General features: G+C 72.8%; 15 protein-coding genes. 9 read left to right on the top strand and 6 right to left on the bottom strand.

What is annotated here, in order from left to right; translation table 11 throughout:
- Positions 1-3: 3 nt before the first annotated feature.
- Together paaN and ACFV4P_RS19430 are read right to left on the bottom strand one after the other, a co-directional pair.
- Positions 4-1,695: a phenylacetic acid degradation protein PaaN gene (gene paaN, locus ACFV4P_RS19435; RefSeq protein ID WP_380472649.1), complete on the bottom strand. Its 1,692-nt coding sequence runs from the start codon at positions 1,693-1,695 to the stop codon at positions 4-6.
- A 231-nt stretch (positions 1,696-1,926) separates the two neighbouring features.
- Positions 1,927-3,234 carry a hypothetical protein gene (locus ACFV4P_RS19430; RefSeq protein WP_380472648.1) on the bottom strand — a complete coding sequence of 436 codons (1,308 nt, stop codon included), beginning with the start codon at positions 3,232-3,234 and terminating at the stop codon, positions 1,927-1,929.
- Between the two features lie 402 nt (positions 3,235-3,636).
- Between ACFV4P_RS19430 and ACFV4P_RS19425 the strand changes: the two genes are divergently transcribed.
- A complete protein-coding gene (locus tag ACFV4P_RS19425) occupies positions 3,637-4,221 on the top strand; it encodes a TetR/AcrR family transcriptional regulator (protein WP_380472645.1) in 585 nt (194 codons plus the stop codon).
- A 91-nt stretch (positions 4,222-4,312) separates the two neighbouring features.
- Here ACFV4P_RS19425 and ACFV4P_RS19420 read toward each other — a convergent pair whose 3' ends face one another.
- Entirely contained in the window at positions 4,313-4,780 is a 468-nt protein-coding gene (locus ACFV4P_RS19420) for an Lrp/AsnC family transcriptional regulator (protein WP_380472642.1), read from the bottom strand.
- 147 nt (positions 4,781-4,927) lie between these two features.
- Between ACFV4P_RS19420 and pdhA the strand changes: the two genes are divergently transcribed.
- The 4 genes from pdhA to ACFV4P_RS19400 all read left to right on the top strand — a co-directional run bounded on the left by pdhA (position 4,928) and on the right by ACFV4P_RS19400 (position 9,971).
- Positions 4,928-6,079, top strand: coding sequence for a pyruvate dehydrogenase (acetyl-transferring) E1 component subunit alpha (pdhA, locus tag ACFV4P_RS19415; RefSeq protein WP_380472639.1), 1,152 nt, complete (start codon positions 4,928-4,930; stop codon positions 6,077-6,079).
- Complete coding sequence (locus ACFV4P_RS19410) at positions 6,076-7,083, top strand: alpha-ketoacid dehydrogenase subunit beta (RefSeq protein WP_380472637.1); 1,008 nt, start codon at positions 6,076-6,078, stop codon at positions 7,081-7,083. The genes pdhA and ACFV4P_RS19410 overlap by 4 nt, the downstream gene beginning before the upstream one ends.
- 5 nt (positions 7,084-7,088) lie before the next feature.
- On the top strand, positions 7,089-8,414 hold the full coding sequence (locus ACFV4P_RS19405) for a dihydrolipoamide acetyltransferase family protein (RefSeq protein ID WP_380473168.1): 1,326 nt from the start codon (positions 7,089-7,091) through the stop codon (positions 8,412-8,414).
- A gap of 171 nt (positions 8,415-8,585) precedes the next feature.
- Positions 8,586-9,971 carry a globin domain-containing protein gene (locus ACFV4P_RS19400; protein WP_380472635.1) on the top strand — a complete coding sequence of 462 codons (1,386 nt, stop codon included), beginning with the start codon at positions 8,586-8,588 and terminating at the stop codon, positions 9,969-9,971.
- Here the strand turns inward: ACFV4P_RS19400 and ACFV4P_RS19395 are convergent.
- On the bottom strand, positions 9,968-10,495 hold the full coding sequence (locus ACFV4P_RS19395) for an NUDIX domain-containing protein (RefSeq protein ID WP_380472633.1): 528 nt from the start codon (positions 10,493-10,495) through the stop codon (positions 9,968-9,970). The two genes, ACFV4P_RS19400 and ACFV4P_RS19395, sit on opposite strands and share 4 nt — an antisense overlap.
- 314 nt (positions 10,496-10,809) lie before the next feature.
- Between ACFV4P_RS19395 and ACFV4P_RS19390 the strand changes: the two genes are divergently transcribed.
- Positions 10,810-11,232, top strand: coding sequence for an SsgA family sporulation/cell division regulator (locus tag ACFV4P_RS19390; protein WP_380472631.1), 423 nt, complete (start codon positions 10,810-10,812; stop codon positions 11,230-11,232).
- A gap of 88 nt (positions 11,233-11,320) precedes the next feature.
- On the opposite strand, the gene ACFV4P_RS19385 is transcribed toward ACFV4P_RS19390, so the two are convergent.
- Positions 11,321-11,698: a phage holin family protein gene (locus ACFV4P_RS19385; RefSeq protein WP_380472629.1), complete on the bottom strand. Its 378-nt coding sequence runs from the start codon at positions 11,696-11,698 to the stop codon at positions 11,321-11,323.
- Between the two features lie 105 nt (positions 11,699-11,803).
- On the opposite strand from ACFV4P_RS19385, the gene ACFV4P_RS19380 reads away from it, so the two are divergent.
- From ACFV4P_RS19380 to ACFV4P_RS19370, 3 genes are all read left to right on the top strand, one after another.
- Positions 11,804-12,121 carry a cupin domain-containing protein gene (locus ACFV4P_RS19380; protein WP_380472627.1) on the top strand — a complete coding sequence of 106 codons (318 nt, stop codon included), beginning with the start codon at positions 11,804-11,806 and terminating at the stop codon, positions 12,119-12,121.
- A gap of 44 nt (positions 12,122-12,165) precedes the next feature.
- Positions 12,166-12,846 carry a thiaminase II gene (gene tenA, locus ACFV4P_RS19375; protein WP_380472625.1) on the top strand — a complete coding sequence of 227 codons (681 nt, stop codon included), beginning with the start codon at positions 12,166-12,168 and terminating at the stop codon, positions 12,844-12,846.
- A 176-nt stretch (positions 12,847-13,022) separates the two neighbouring features.
- Positions 13,023-13,223, top strand: coding sequence for a hypothetical protein (locus ACFV4P_RS19370; RefSeq protein WP_073807029.1), 201 nt, complete (start codon positions 13,023-13,025; stop codon positions 13,221-13,223).
- Here the strand turns inward: ACFV4P_RS19370 and ACFV4P_RS19365 are convergent.
- The coding region (locus ACFV4P_RS19365; RefSeq protein WP_380472623.1) for an IS630 family transposase at positions 13,220-13,716 on the bottom strand (497 nt) is incomplete at its 5' end. The genes ACFV4P_RS19370 and ACFV4P_RS19365 overlap by 4 nt on opposite strands.

Genomic DNA, 13,716 nt, shown 5'->3' with positions numbered 1-13,716 from the left:
CGACTACTTGCGGATCTCGACGGTGCGGAACCGGTTGGCGACGAACGCGGCGTCGCAGTAGGCCGAGTTGGCGGCCGGGTTGGCGCCGGTGCCGTGCAGGTCGGAGAAGGCCGCGGTCTGGTTGACGTACACGCCGCCGGTGAGGTTGAGCGACAGCGAGACGCCGGCGTCCAGGCAGGCGTCGATCAGCGCGGTCTCGACCTCGGGGTCGGTGGTGTACGCGCCGGCCGTCATCGCGCCGTGCTCGACCGTGGTGCGGTGCAGCAGCTCGACGGCGGCGGCGGTGGACTCGACGGCGACCGCGAAGGCGATCGGGCCGAAGCACTCGGTGAGGAAGCGCGCGAGGTCGTCCGGCTTGCCGGCGTCGGCCTTCACCAGGGCGGGCGTGCGGATGGTCGCGCCGGGGAACTCCGGCGAGGCCACCACCCGCGGGGCGAGGGCGAGTTCGCCGAGCTCGCCGCCGGCCGCGGCGGCGCTGCGCTGCAGCACGCCGGGGTTGACCACGGCGCCGAGGATGGACGCGGCCCGGGCGTCGTCGCCGAGCAGGCCGTCGACGGCGGCGGCGAGGTCGGTCACCACCTGCTCGTAGGAGCGCTCGCCGTCCTCGGTGCGGATGCCGGTGCGCGGGATCAGCAGGTTCTGCGGGGTGGTGCACATCTGGCCGCTGTACAGGCTGAGCGAGAACGCCAGGTTGTTCAGCATGCCGCGGTAGTCGTCGGTGGAGTCGACCACGACGGTGTTCACGCCGGCCTTCTCGGTGTACACCTGCGCCTGGCGGGCGTTGTTCTCCAGCCAGTCGCCGAAGCCGGTGGAGCCGGTGTAGTCGATCAGCTTCACCTCGGGGCGCACCGCCAGCACCTGGGCGATCGCGGAGCCCTCGCGCTCGGCGGCCAGGCAGACCAGGTTCGGGTCGAAGCCGGCCTCGGCGAGCACCTCGCGGGCGATCCGCACGGTCAGCGCCAGCGGCAGCACGGCCCGCGGGTGCGGCTTGACCAGCACGCCGTTGCCGGTGGCCAGCGAGGCGAACAGGCCCGGGTAGCCGTTCCAGGTCGGGAAGGTGTTGCAGCCGATCAGCAGCGCGGTGCCGCGCGGGACGGCGGTGAACTCCTTGGTCATCACCAGCGGGTCGCGCTTGCCCTGCGGCTTGGTCCACTGCGCGGAGCGCGGCAGCCGGGTCTGCTCGGCGTACGCGTACGCCACCGCCTCGACGCCGCGGTCCTGGGCGTGCGGGCCGCCGGCCTGGAAGGCCATGCCGTAGGCCTGGCCGGTGGTGTGCATCACGGCCTGCGCGAACTCGTGCGAGCGGGCGTTGATCCGGGCCAGGATCTCCAGGCAGACCGCGGCGCGGGCGGCCGGGCCGGCCTTCGCCCACGCGGGGCGGGCGGCCTCCAGTGCGGCCAGCAGCGCGTCCGGCTCGGCGTGCGGGTAGCCGATGCCCAGTTCGATGCCGTACGGGGAGGCCTCGCCGGTCACCGGCTCGCCGCCGTCGGGGTGGCCGGGCAGCTCGAACTCGCGGCCCAGCAGGGCGTCGAAGGCGGCCTTGCCGTCGGCGGCGGCGCTCTCGCCGTACGCCTTGGGGAACTCCGGGTACGGCGACCAGTAGTCGCGTGACCCGGCCGCGGCGACGGCGTGGTCGAGGGTGTCCTGGTGGCGGGCGATCAGTTCGTCGACCGGCTGGGGGGTCGCGGCGGCCATGGTGCGCTCCTCACGGGGGCGGGGCGGGACACAGCTCAGGGTAACCGAACGATCGGTCGGTGCAAGGGTTCTTCAAACCCCCGGTCCTCGTCGCTTGCGGAGACTTCTGCGTGGGCGCTGCTCGGGGTGCGGGCGGTCGGCGATCCCGGCGGGCTGCGCCTGCCTGTTCGACGGACTTCCGGCGGTGCCGCTCGCGCCGAACCGGCCGGGCGCGAGCGGCGGTTCGGCGGTCTACGGGATGCCGAGCTGGAAGATGACGTAGCCCGCGTACCAGCCGGAGGAGAGGGCGGCGACGCCGAGGACGGTGGCGAGGTTGCGGAGGCGGACGCGGGCGAGGGCGACCGCGAGGGGGATCAGCAGCGGGAAGATCGGGAGGACGAAGCGGGACAGCGTGCCGAACATCTGCTGGCTGCCGAGCACCATCACCAGCGTGCCCAGGGTGTAGACGACGAGCACCAGCGGCGGGCGCTTGGACATCAGGGACACCAGCAGGATCGGCAGGGAGAGCAGCACCACGACCGCGATCAGGTCCTCGGTGGGGTACGCGAACAGGTAGTTGGTCTCGCCGCGCAGCACGTTGGTGGCCGCCCGCAGGGTGTAGCGGCCCCAGTCGAAGAAGTGCAGCCAGCCGCCGCGCTGCAGGGTGATGTAGCCGTCCAGGTGCCCCATCCGGTAGCCGACCCAGGCCAGGTAGCCCAGGCAGCCGATCGGGGGCAGCACGATCGCGGTGAGCGGGCCGACCACGCCGTCGCGGCGTCTCCACAGCGCGACGGCGGCGGCCAGCGCCACGCCGGCGATCAGCGGCACCGAGCTCGGCCGGGCCAGGCCGGCCATGAAGGCCACCACGGCGGCGCTCAGCCAGTTGCGGTCGATGACGAAGAAGCAGGCCCAGGCGGCCAGCGCGACGAACACCGACTCCGAGTAGACCGCCCATTCCACGCCGGAGCCCGGGAACGCCGCCCACAGGCCGGCCGCGATCACGCCCGCCCGGTGGCCGTACAGCCGGGACACCACGGCGAAGATGCCGGCCGCGGCGACGAACGAGGCGACGATCGACACCAGCATGCCCGCGCCGTACAGGCCGAGGCCGGTGTTCGTCACCAGGCGGATCAGCCCCGGATACATCGGGAAGAACGCGGCGGAATTCTGCTTGATGGTGAAGAAACCCTGCTCCGGAATGAGCTGCGGGTCGTAGCCGAGCTGCGCGACCTTCTCGTACCAGAGGCCGTCCCAGGTGCCGAGCACATCCCAGGGGTGGACGCCGCCGCCGAAACGCGGGTCGGTGGTCCGGTAGTGGCCGCTGGTTTCCAGCAGCCACATGAAAGCGGCGAATCCGGCGAGTTTCACCGCGCCGTACAGGGCGAGCGCGGGGCCGAAACGGTGCGCGGCGGCGCGGAATCCGGAAGCCGTCGCGGAGCCGGGCTCGCGGTCGTCGGCGGTTTCCTCCGCCGGTTCGTCCGCCTCGACCGGGAGGTCGCCCTCGGTGGTGGTCGCGCTCTCGGTCGCGCTCTCGGCGGAGGTCGGTGGACGACCCGCCATCCCTTGCCGGACGACACCCACGGGCCGCCTCCATCCTGTGCCATTTCGGGCCGCCGGGGGCGGCGGTGCGGACAGTGTAAGGCTGCGTCAGGGCTGGCCAAAGGCCTTGCGGGGCGGGTGGGTCGGCCTCCGCGCGGCGCCGCCCGGGCCACCGGTGGAACCACTCCTGGTAGCGGCCGTACCAGCGGCGATCGGGCCGGTCTGCGGTACGGCCGAAGCAAAGCGGGGAATTCCCGGGCGGAACCCGGCACGTATTGGCAAATGCGGCCGGACGTGACTCGCCATTCCTCATTTTTGCGCCGATTTCGGGCGGCCGGAACTCCCGGGCCGGGCGTTTCGACGGCGGGCCGGGAACCGTACCCCGGCTGACGGGGCGGAGCGGACGGGGCGATACTCGTTGCCATGGCCGAAAACCTCACGCGCGCCTCCTACACGGTCGAGTCGCTGCTCGCCGTCACGGTGCGGGTCTTCAACGAGCGCGGTTACGACGGCACCTCGATGGAGGACCTGTCCCGGGCCGCGGGGATCTCCAAGTCCTCGATCTACCACCACGTGCGCGGCAAGGAGGAACTGCTGCGGCTGGCGGTCGGACGGGCGCTGGACGCGCTGTTCGCGATCCTGGAGGAGCCGGCGGCCGTCGAGGGTCGGCCGGTGGACCGGCTGGAGCACGTGGTGCGGCGGACCGCCGAGGTGCTGTTGGCCGAACTGCCGTACGTGACACTGCTGCTGAGGGTCCGCGGGAACACCGTGACCGAGCAGTGGGCGCTGGAGCGGCGCCGCGACTTCGACCACCGGGTCGCCGAACTGGTCCAACAGGCCGTCGGCGCGGGCGAGTTGCGGTCGGACGTGGAACCGCGGCTGGCGACCCGGCTGCTGTTCGGCATGATCAACTCGGTGGTGGAGTGGTACCGCCCCGGCCAACGCGGCGCCGAGGACCTGCCCGAGGCCGTCGTCCGGCTGGCCTTCGGCGGCCTGCGGGCCCGGTGAGCGCGGTCGATCCGGAGGAACCCGGGGCGCTGCGCGACCTGCTCGCCGAACGGGCCGCGCACCGGGACGAGCCGGTCGCCGTCGGCCGGGCTCAGGGGGCGTCCGAGGGGATGTGGTCGGTCTCCTCGAAGACCAGCATGGTGCGGGTGCCGAGGACCTGCGGGATCGACTGGATGCTGCCGAGCACCAGCTCGCGCAGCTCCCGGTTGTCGGCGGTGTGCACCAGCATCAGCACGTCGTAGTCGCCGCCGACCAGCGCGATGTGCGCGACCCCGGGCAGCTGCAGCAGCTGTTCGCGCACGGCGCGCCAGGAGTTCTGGACGATCCGCAGCGTCACGTACGCGGAGGCGGCCTGCCCGGCCCGCTCGTGGTCGATCCGGGCCGTGAAGCCGCGAATCACCCCGTCCTCGACCATCCTGGAGATCCGGGCGTAGGCGTTCGCCCGGGACACGTGCACCCGCTCGGCGACCGAGCGGATCGAGGCGCGACCGTCCTGCCGCAGCAGCCGCAGGATCGACCGGTCGACACGGTCGAGTCTGGACACCTGTTCAGCCGACATGGCCCCCCACCCCTCGCGATTGGACGTGCTGGCCCCAGCAGACCGCCCTTTCGGCCGACTGTCCACCGTCTTGGCGCGGATATGGTCAAGATGAACAGGCGACCGAACAATCGGTAGGGAGCCCCCACCACCCCGGAGGTGCCCCACATGACCGTTCTGGACCACAGGGACCAGGCCGACCCCGACCTGGTGCCCGGCTGGCTGCCCGGCGCCACCGCGCCCCGCACCGACCCCGCCCCGCTGCTGCCGGACGCCGAACCGCTGCGCGTCCTGGGGACCCCCGCCGCGGACAAGGCCGACCCCGGCCTGCTGCGCGAGCTGTACCGCCGGCTGGTCGCCGGCCGCCGCTACAACCAGCAGGCCACCACCCTCACCAAGCAGGGCCGGCTCGCCGTCTACCCGGCGTCCACCGGCCAGGAGGCGTGCCAGATAGCCGCCGCCCTGGCGCTGCGCGAGGACGACTGGCTGTTCCCCTCCTACCGCGACACCCTCGCCGTGGTCGCCCGCGGCGTCGACCCGCTGCAGGCGCTGACCCTGCTGCGCGGCAACGCCCACACCGGCTACGACCCGCGCGCCACCCGCACCGCCCCGCTCTGCACCCCGCTGGCCACCCAGGTCCCGCACGCCGTCGGCCTCGCCCACGCCGCCCGGCTGGCCGGGGACGACACCGTCGCGCTGGCCCTGCTCGGCGACGGCGGCACCAGCGAGGGCGACTTCCACGAGGGCCTGAACTTCGCCGCCGTGCTGCACGCCCCCGTGGTCTTCCTGGTGCAGAACAACGGCTACGCGATCTCCGTCCCGCTGACCCGGCAGTCCGCCGCGCCGACCCTGGCGCACAAGGCGGTCGGCTACGGCATGCCCGGCCGGCTGGTCGACGGCAACGACGCCGCGGCCGTCCACCAGGCGCTCACCGAGGCCGTCGAACGCGCCCGGAACGGCGGCGGCCCCACCCTGGTCGAGGCGCTCACCTACCGCGTCGAGGCGCACACCAACGCCGACGACGCCACCCGCTACCGGCAGGCCGACGAGGTCGCCGCCTGGCAGGCCCACGACCCGATCCGGCTGCTGGCGGACGCGCTGCGCGAACGCGACCTGCTGGACGACCAACTGGTCGCCGAGGCCGCCGAGGAGGCGGAGGCACTGGCCGCCCGGATGCGCGCCGAGTTCCACGCCGACCCCGACCTCGACCCGATGTCGCTGTTCGCGCACGTCTACGCCGAACCCACCCAGCAGCTGCGCGAACAGGCCGCGCAGCTGGCCGCCGAGCTGGCCGCGGAGGCCGAGGTGCACACTCGATGACCACCGCCACCCGTGAACAGCACGGCCTGCGCACCGGCACCATGGCGCAGGCCCTGAACACCGCCCTGCGCGACGCGATGCGCGCCGACGCGTCCGTGCACGTGCTCGGCGAGGACGTCGGCGCCCTCGGCGGCGTCTTCCGGATCACCGACGGCCTGACCGCCGAATTCGGCGCCGACCGCTGCCTGGACACCCCGCTCGCCGAGGCCGGCATCCTCGGCACCGCCGTCGGCATGGCCATGTACGGGCTGCGCCCCGTCGTCGAGATGCAGTTCGACGCCTTCGCCTACCCGGCGCTGGAGCAGCTGTTCTCGCACGTCGCCAAGATGCGCAACCGCACCGCCGGCAAGCTCCCGCTGCCGATCACCGTCCGCGTCCCGTACGGCGGCGGCATCGGCGGCGTCGAGCACCACAGCGACGCCTCCGAGGCGTACTACGCGCACACCCCCGGCCTGCACGTGGTCACCCCGGCCACCGTCGCCGACGCGTACGGGCTGCTGCGGGAGTCGATCGCCTCGGACGACCCGGTGGTGTTCCTGGAGCCCAAGCGCCTGTACTGGGGCAAGTCCGAGTGGGACCCGGCGGCGGGCGTCGAACCGATCGGGAAGGCGGTGCTGCGCCGGCCCGGGACCTCCGCGGTGCTGATCAGCTACGGGCCGTCGCTGCCGGTCTGCCTGGAGGCCGCCGAGGCCGCGAAGGCCGAGGGCTGGGACCTGGCCGTGCTGGACCTGCGCTCGCTGGTGCCGTTCGACGAGGCCACCGCCTGCGAGGTGGTCCGCTCGCTCGGCCGGGCCGTGGTCGTGCACGAGGCCACCGGCTTCGGCGGGGCCGGCGCGGAGATCGCCGCCCGGCTGACCGAGAAGTGCTTCCACCACCTCGCCGCGCCGGTGCTGCGGGTCACCGGGTTCGACATCCCGTACCCGCCGCCGATGCTGGAGCACCACCACCTGCCCGGGGTGGACCGGATCCTGGACGCGGTCGCCCGGCTGCAGTGGGAGGAGTGATGGCGATGCCGGTGGTCCGCGAGTTCACGCTGCCCGACCTCGGTGAGGGACTCACCGGGGCCGAGGTGGTGCGCTGGATGGTCGAGGTCGGCGAGGTGATCGCCGTGGACCAGCCGGTGGTGGAGGTGGAGACCGCCAAGGCGGTGGTCGAGGTGCCCTGCCCGTACGGCGGCGTGGTCACCGCGCGGTTCGGCGAGGTCGGGCAGGAGGTGCCGGTCGGCGCGCCGCTGGTCGCCGTGGCCGTCGCGCCCGGGCACGTGTCCGAGGACATCGCGCCCGAGCCCGAGGTGGAACGGCCGCTGGTCGGCTACGGCGTGGCCGAGACCCGCCGGGCCGGCCGCCGCCGGGTCGTGCCGGGCGGCGCCGCGGCGTCGGCCCTTCCGGTCGCTCCCGTGGTGGCCCCGCCCGCCCCGTCCGTGCCGCCGGCCCCGGCCGTGCTGGCGGTGATCTCGCCGCTGGTGCGCCGGATCGCCCGCGAGCACGGGCTCGACCTGGCGCGGGTGGCCGGCAGCGGCCCCGAGGGGCTGATCACCCGGCGGGACGTCGAGCGGGCGATCGAACGGGCGGGGGCCGTCGAGGCAGCAGCGGTCGGGGCAGCAGCGGTCGGGGCGGCAGTGGTCGGGGCGGCGGAGGTTCCACGTGGAACCGACGACGAGCTGGTCCCGCTGCGCGGACTGCGCCGCACCGTCGCCGAGAAGCTCACCCGCAGCCACCGGGAGATCCCGGCGGCGACCTGCTGGGTGGACGCCGACGCGACCGAACTGATGGCGCTGCGCGCCCAGTTGAACCAGGTGCCGGGCCCGAAGGTGAGCGTGCTGGCGCTGTTGGCGCGGATCTGCCTGGCCGGCCTGGAGCGCTTCCCAGAGCTCAACTCCAGCGTCGAGGGCGACGCCGTCCGCCGGCACCGCGCCGTCCACCTGGGCTTCGCGGCGCAGGGGCAGCGCGGGCTGCTGGTGCCGGTGGTGCGGGACGCCCAACTGCTGGGCACCGAACGGCTGTCGGTGGAGCTGGCCCGGTTGACCGAGGCGGCCCGGGCCGGGTCGCTGGGCCCGGCCGAGCTGACCGGCGGGACGTTCACGCTGAACAACTACGGCGTGTTCGGGGTGGACGGCTCCACGCCGATCCTCAACCATCCGGAGGCGGCGATGCTCGGGGTGGGCCGGATCACCCCGAAACCGTGGGTGCACGAAGGGCAGTTGGCGGTCCGTCAGGTCACCCAGCTGTCGTTCACCTTCGACCACCGGGTCTGCGACGGGGGCACCGCGGGCGGGTTCCTGCGGTTCGTCGCGGACTGCGTGGAGCGCCCGGGGATGCTGCTGCGGGGGCTGTGAGCCCGGTTCGGGTGCGGAGCGCCCGGTGCGCGCCGCACCCGGGCGGGGGAGGGTAGCGGTCCGAGGGTCCGGTTGTCCGGATTTTGACGGAATTGCCTGATCTGCTGTGCGGTCGGTGGCACTGTGCTGACGGCGTCAGCAGATCGGTCGACCGGAAGCAGAACGATTCCCTTGGCTACTCGTCAGCTCGCACTCGACACCAGGCCGCTCACCCCCGTGCCGGCCGTCCCGGCGAAGCCCACCCGGCCGCCGACGGTGCCCGCGCCGCCGGCCCCCGCGCCGCCCTCGCCCGCCGCGGTCGAGTCGCTGTTCCGGCCGACCCGGACGCCCAACTGGGTCGGCCCGGGCGACCGTTGGGCCCGAGCATGGGGAATGCCCGGCCCGGGGCCCGCCCCGGTGCAGCCGGTCGGCGCGGTGCGGCCGGTCGCGCCCGTGGAGCCGCCGGACGCGGCGGAGCTGGCGTCGATCCGGGCGGTGCTGGCGGCCGTGCAGCCGGTCGCGGACCGGACGATGGCGCAGTTCCACGCGCTGATGTTCCTGCGCCACCCGGAGCTGCGGGCGGTGTTCCCGGCCGCCATGGACGAGCAGCGCCAACTGCTGTTCCGGGCCCTTCAGGAGTGCGTCCGGCACGGCGACGACCCGGCCGCGCTGCGCGCCCACCTGGTGCCGCTGGGCCGCCGCCACCACACCTACGGCGCGCTGCCCGGGTACTACGCCTCGGCCGAGGAGTGCCTGGTGCAGGCACTGGCCCGGTACGGCGGCGACGCCTGGGACGAACGGGCCGAGGCGGCCTGGCGGCGGCTGCTGGCGCTGGTGTCGCGGCTGCTGGTCGAGGGCCTGGAGGAGGCGCGGGCCACCCCCGCGTGGTGGCAGGCCGAGGTGGTCGGGCACCGGCAGGCCTCCGACGACGTCGCGGTGCTGACGCTCCGCCCCGACCAGGCGTACCCGTACCGGGCCGGGCAGTACGCGGCGGTGGAGACGCCCTGGTGGCCGCGGGTCTGGCGGCCCTACTCGTTCGGGTCGGCGCCGCGCGCGGACGGGCTGCTGACGCTGCACGTCAAGGCGGTTCCGGCGGGCTGGGTGAGCAACGCCCTGGTGCACCGGGCGCGGCCGGGCGACGTGCTGCGGCTGGGCCCGGCGGAGGGCGGCATGACGGTGAACCACAGCTCGGGGGAGAACCTGCTCTGCCTGGGCGGCGGCACCGGCATCGGGCCGATCGCCGCCCTGGTCGAGGAGGTCGCCGCGCACGGGCCGGGCGGCCGCCGGGTCGAGGTGTTCTACGGCGCGCGCCGGGCCGCCGGGCTGTACCGGCTCCCCGAACTCCGCGAACTGGCCGTCCGGCACCCCTGGTTGACCGTCCGGGCAGTGCTCTCCGAGGGCGGCGGCGCCGACGGGACACTGGCCGGCGAGCTCCCCGACGTGGTCGCCCGGTACGCCCCGTGGCACGGCTACGCGGCGTACCTGAGCGGCCCGGAGGCGATGGTCCGCGCCGGAGCGGCCGCGCTGCGCCGCTGCGGGATGCCGGCCGACGCCGTCCGGCACGACCTGGCCGACTAGCCGAGGTCTTCGGCGAGCAGGGCCCGGATGCCTTCGATGTTGGCGGCGAGGTAGGCGCGGAGGCTGGGCGGGACCACGTTGACCGAGGTCACGCCCTCGCGGGTGAACGGCACCCGGACGATCGCGTACTCGCCGTTCGGCTGCTCCACCTCGGGGCCGTGGCGGCGGGACGGGTCGAAGTCGGTGAGCCGGCAGACGAAGAAGTGCTGCACCTTCACGCCGTGCGGGTGGGCGGGCGTCCCGTCCTCGTGGTGGGAGTGCGCGACGGTGTCGACGAAGGCGGGCACCACGTCGGTGATTTTCGCGCCGAGTTCCTCGTCCACCTCGCGGTGCAGGGCGTCGATCACGCTGGCGTCGGAGGGCTCGACGCCGCCGCCGGGGGTGATCCAGTACGGGTGCGGGGAGCCGGGGCGGACCCGGCGGATCAGCACCAGCGAGGCGGGGGCGTGCGGGGCGGCCGGATCGAACTCCAGCAGGATCGCGCGGGCGGTGCGCTTGACGACAGGACGGACCGGGCCCGACATGGCTCCCACCTCCGGTGGCGCGTGCGTTGTGCGGGAGTCTCCCGCGCGCCGGTGGGCACGAAACCCGCACGCGGGAACGGATCGGAGGAGTCCGTTCCGCCGGCCTCCCCCTCGTCGCCATCATGCGCCCGCCCCGGCGGGGCGGTTCGTTCACCATTTGAAAAAGCACACCTTGTCCACATCGCCGTCAAACCAGGACGATGAGGTCCGAACAGGGAATCCGGGGACAAAGAACCGACAGCCATCCGATAGATGCCCGACCCCACCGCTCGACCCTCGGCGTGCCGGGCGGGCAGAACGAGAGGTACTGGCGCATGCACAGCACGGTCCGAGCCCATATGGCGATGCACCTCGTGGTGTCGAGCGAGCTCTCCTTCCGAATCGCGGTCGACCTGGACTACGACGGCGGCGACCCGTTCGCCGTCCGGCTCACGTTCCACCTGCCCGGCGACGAACCGGTCACCTGGGTCTTCGCGCGCGAACTGCTGGTCGACGGGATCGGTGGGGCCAGCGGCGAGGGCGACGTGCTCATCCACCCCGTCGGCGAGGACCTCTCCCAGGTCGACCTGGTGCTGCGCTCCCCCGACGGCGACGCCCGGATGCGGGCCGCCGCCCCGCCGCTGCTGGCCTTCCTCGCCCGTACCGACCTGGTGGTGCCGATGGGCCAGGAGACCGCCGCCGGCGACCTCGCCCAGGAGCTGGCCGGCATCCTGTCCGCCACCGGCCGCGAGAGCTGACACCGCACCGCCGGTGGCGCGACCGGCCGTCCGACAGCCGCAGGGAGCTGTCCGACGGCCGGTCGGTCGCCGCCGGCCCCGACGTGCCTCAGTCGTCGTCGCCGAAGGCCAGGTGCAGGCCCCAGGAGACCAGGCTGATGATCAGCGAGCCGAGCAGGGCCGCCCAGAAGCCCTCCACGTGGAAGTCCAGGTTCAGCCGGTCCGACGCCCAGGACGTCAGCCAGAGCATCAGGGCGTTGACCACGAAGGTGACCAGGCCCAGCGTGAGGATGAACAGCGGCAGCGAGAACAGCTTCACCAGCGGCTTGACGGCGAAGTTCACCACACCGAAGACGAGTGCCACCGCGAGCACGGTGACCGTCTTGTGCTGCCAGTCGCCGCCCGCCAGCGTGATCCCATTGACGATCCAGGCGGCGATCCAGATCGCCACCGCGTTGATGAGCGTTTTGATCACGAAATTCTTCATGCTGCGGATGGTGGCAGGCCCGCCCGTCGTGCGGAAGCTCCCCCGAACAACCGTGACGCGGAGTGTTGTTGAATGGGCCCGGACCGGGAGAGGAGCCGTGCCCCGATGAAGCTGTTCCGGCTGGACGAACTCGACGCCGAACGCGCCGCCGGCGACGGCGCGTACCTGCGCTTCCTGAAGCAGCCGACGATGTCCGCCGGCCTGTACGCGCTCTCCCCCGGCGACACCGACCCGCAGACCCCGCACGCCCAGGACGAGATCTACCTGGTGGTCAGCGGCCGGGCCGAGCTGACCGTCGGCCGGGAGACCGCGACCGTCGCGCGCGGCAGCGTGGTGTTCGTCCCCGCCGGGACGGAGCACCGCTTCCACCGCATCACCGAGGAACTGCGGGTCCTGGTGGTGTTCTCCCCGCCGGAGGACTGACCGTGCCGCGCACCGCACTTGAGCATTCGAACGAGGAGCAGCCAGTGACACTCACCGAGCCAGTGACACTCACCGACGAACTGTGGGCGGCCGTCGAGCCGATCTATGGCCGCATCCTCGACCACCCGTTCCTGGCCGGCCTGACCGACGGCACCCTGCCGCGCACCGCGTTCCGCCACTTCGTCGTCCAGGACTCGCACTACCTGCGCGACTACGCCCGGGCGCTCGCGGTGTGCGCCGCCAAGGCCCCCGGCGAGGACGAGGTGCTGGCCTTCTGCAACGACGCGGTCGGCGCGATCGCCGCCGAACAGGAGATGCACGCCGACTTCCTGCACGCCTTCGGCGAGGACGGCGCGGCCGCGGCCGCCGAACCCGTGCTCCCCACCACCCGCGCCTACACCAGCTACCTGCTGGCCACCGTCTACGGCGGCTCCTTCGCGGAGGCGCTCGGTGCGGTGCTGCCCTGCTACTGGATCTACGCCCGGGTCGGCGAGGAACTGCTGCGCCGCTCCTCCCCGGACCCGCTGTACGCCAAGTGGATCGCCGCGTACGGCGGGGAGGAGTTCCAGGCCGTGGTGCGCCGCGTCCTGGACCTCACCGACCGCATCGGCGAGGACCTCTCGGCGGGCGAACGGCGGCGCGTGATCGAGCACTTCACCACCACCTCGCGGTACGAGTGGATGTTCTGGGACGCCGCCTGGCAGGGCGAGACCTGGCCGGTCTGACCCCGACCCTGAGGGTTCTCCCGGGCCGGGGCTCAGGGATGGATCTCCGGGTTCTCTCCGGGCCGGGAAACCTCGATTCACCCGTCCGGGCGACCTACGATCGAAGTGTCGAGATCGAGGGAGCGGGAACGCAGCCGGAACCACCGGCACCGAGCCCGAGGGGAGAAGGTACGGACATGGCTGAGTTCTGGAAGTCGCTGCCCTCGTGGGTGCGCAACATCGTCGTCCCGATCGTCCTGCTGGTGATCGCCTGGAAGATCTTCTGGACCATTGTCGGCGCGGTGCTGGGAGCGATCGGCTTCGCGGTCAACGTCCTGGTGCTGGTCGGCATCGCCGCCGCAGTGGTGATCCTGATCAAGAAGGCCGCCAAGAACTAGTGTCCTGCGCCTGAGATCCGTTGGCAGAAACGGGCGAGGGATCCCAGGATCTCTTCGGCGGACTTGGTCCATGTGAAGGGCCTGGGATCCTCGTTCCAGTTCTTGATCCATGTGCGGATGTCGGCTTCGAGGACCTGAACATTCTTGTGGGCTCCGCGTCGGATCAGCTGGTCGCTCAGGAAGCCGAACCACCGCTCGACCTGGTTGATCCATGATGAGCCGGTCGGGGTGAAGTGCAGGTGGAAGCGTGGGTGTCGCTCCAGCCAGGAGCGGATCGCCGGAGTCTTGTGGGTTCCGTAGTTGTCGCAGATCAGGTGGATGTCGAGACCCTCCGGGACCTCGCGGTCGATCTTGACGAGGAACTTCTTGAACTCCTGGGCCCGGTGGCGCCGGTGCAGGGAGCTGATGACCCTGCCGTTGCCGACGTCGAACGCCGCGAAGAGCGTGGTCAGGCCGTTGCGCACGTAGTCGTGGGTGCGGCGTTCGGGCATGC

Source organism: Kitasatospora sp. NPDC059795 (assembly GCF_042732175.1).
Classification (GTDB): domain Bacteria; phylum Actinomycetota; class Actinomycetes; order Streptomycetales; family Streptomycetaceae; genus Kitasatospora.
Note: the sequence above shows the minus strand (reverse complement) of the source record. Positions and strands in the feature narration are given on the sequence as shown.

Bases quoted from the DNA above. Each gene is read 5' to 3' on its own strand.
- ACFV4P_RS19390 (WP_380472631.1), top strand. From the start codon at position 10,810: ATGCACAGCACGGTCCGAGCCCATATGGCGATGCACCTCGTGGTGTCG.
- ACFV4P_RS19385 (WP_380472629.1), bottom strand. From the start codon at position 11,698: ATGAAGAATTTCGTGATCAAAACGCTCATCAACGCGGTGGCGATCTGG.
- ACFV4P_RS19430 (WP_380472648.1), bottom strand. From the start codon at position 3,234: ATGGCGGGTCGTCCACCGACCTCCGCCGAGAGCGCGACCGAGAGCGCG.
- ACFV4P_RS19405 (WP_380473168.1), top strand. From the start codon at position 7,089: ATGCCGGTGGTCCGCGAGTTCACGCTGCCCGACCTCGGTGAGGGACTC.
- ACFV4P_RS19395 (WP_380472633.1), bottom strand. From the start codon at position 10,495: ATGTCGGGCCCGGTCCGTCCTGTCGTCAAGCGCACCGCCCGCGCGATC.
- ACFV4P_RS19420 (WP_380472642.1), bottom strand. From the start codon at position 4,780: ATGTCGGCTGAACAGGTGTCCAGACTCGACCGTGTCGACCGGTCGATC.
- ACFV4P_RS19425 (WP_380472645.1), top strand. From the start codon at position 3,637: ATGGCCGAAAACCTCACGCGCGCCTCCTACACGGTCGAGTCGCTGCTC.
- paaN (WP_380472649.1), bottom strand. From the start codon at position 1,695: ATGGCCGCCGCGACCCCCCAGCCGGTCGACGAACTGATCGCCCGCCAC.
- ACFV4P_RS19410 (WP_380472637.1), top strand. From the start codon at position 6,076: ATGACCACCGCCACCCGTGAACAGCACGGCCTGCGCACCGGCACCATG.
- ACFV4P_RS19380 (WP_380472627.1), top strand. From the start codon at position 11,804: ATGAAGCTGTTCCGGCTGGACGAACTCGACGCCGAACGCGCCGCCGGC.
- pdhA (WP_380472639.1), top strand. From the start codon at position 4,928: ATGACCGTTCTGGACCACAGGGACCAGGCCGACCCCGACCTGGTGCCC.
- ACFV4P_RS19370 (WP_073807029.1), top strand. From the start codon at position 13,023: ATGGCTGAGTTCTGGAAGTCGCTGCCCTCGTGGGTGCGCAACATCGTC.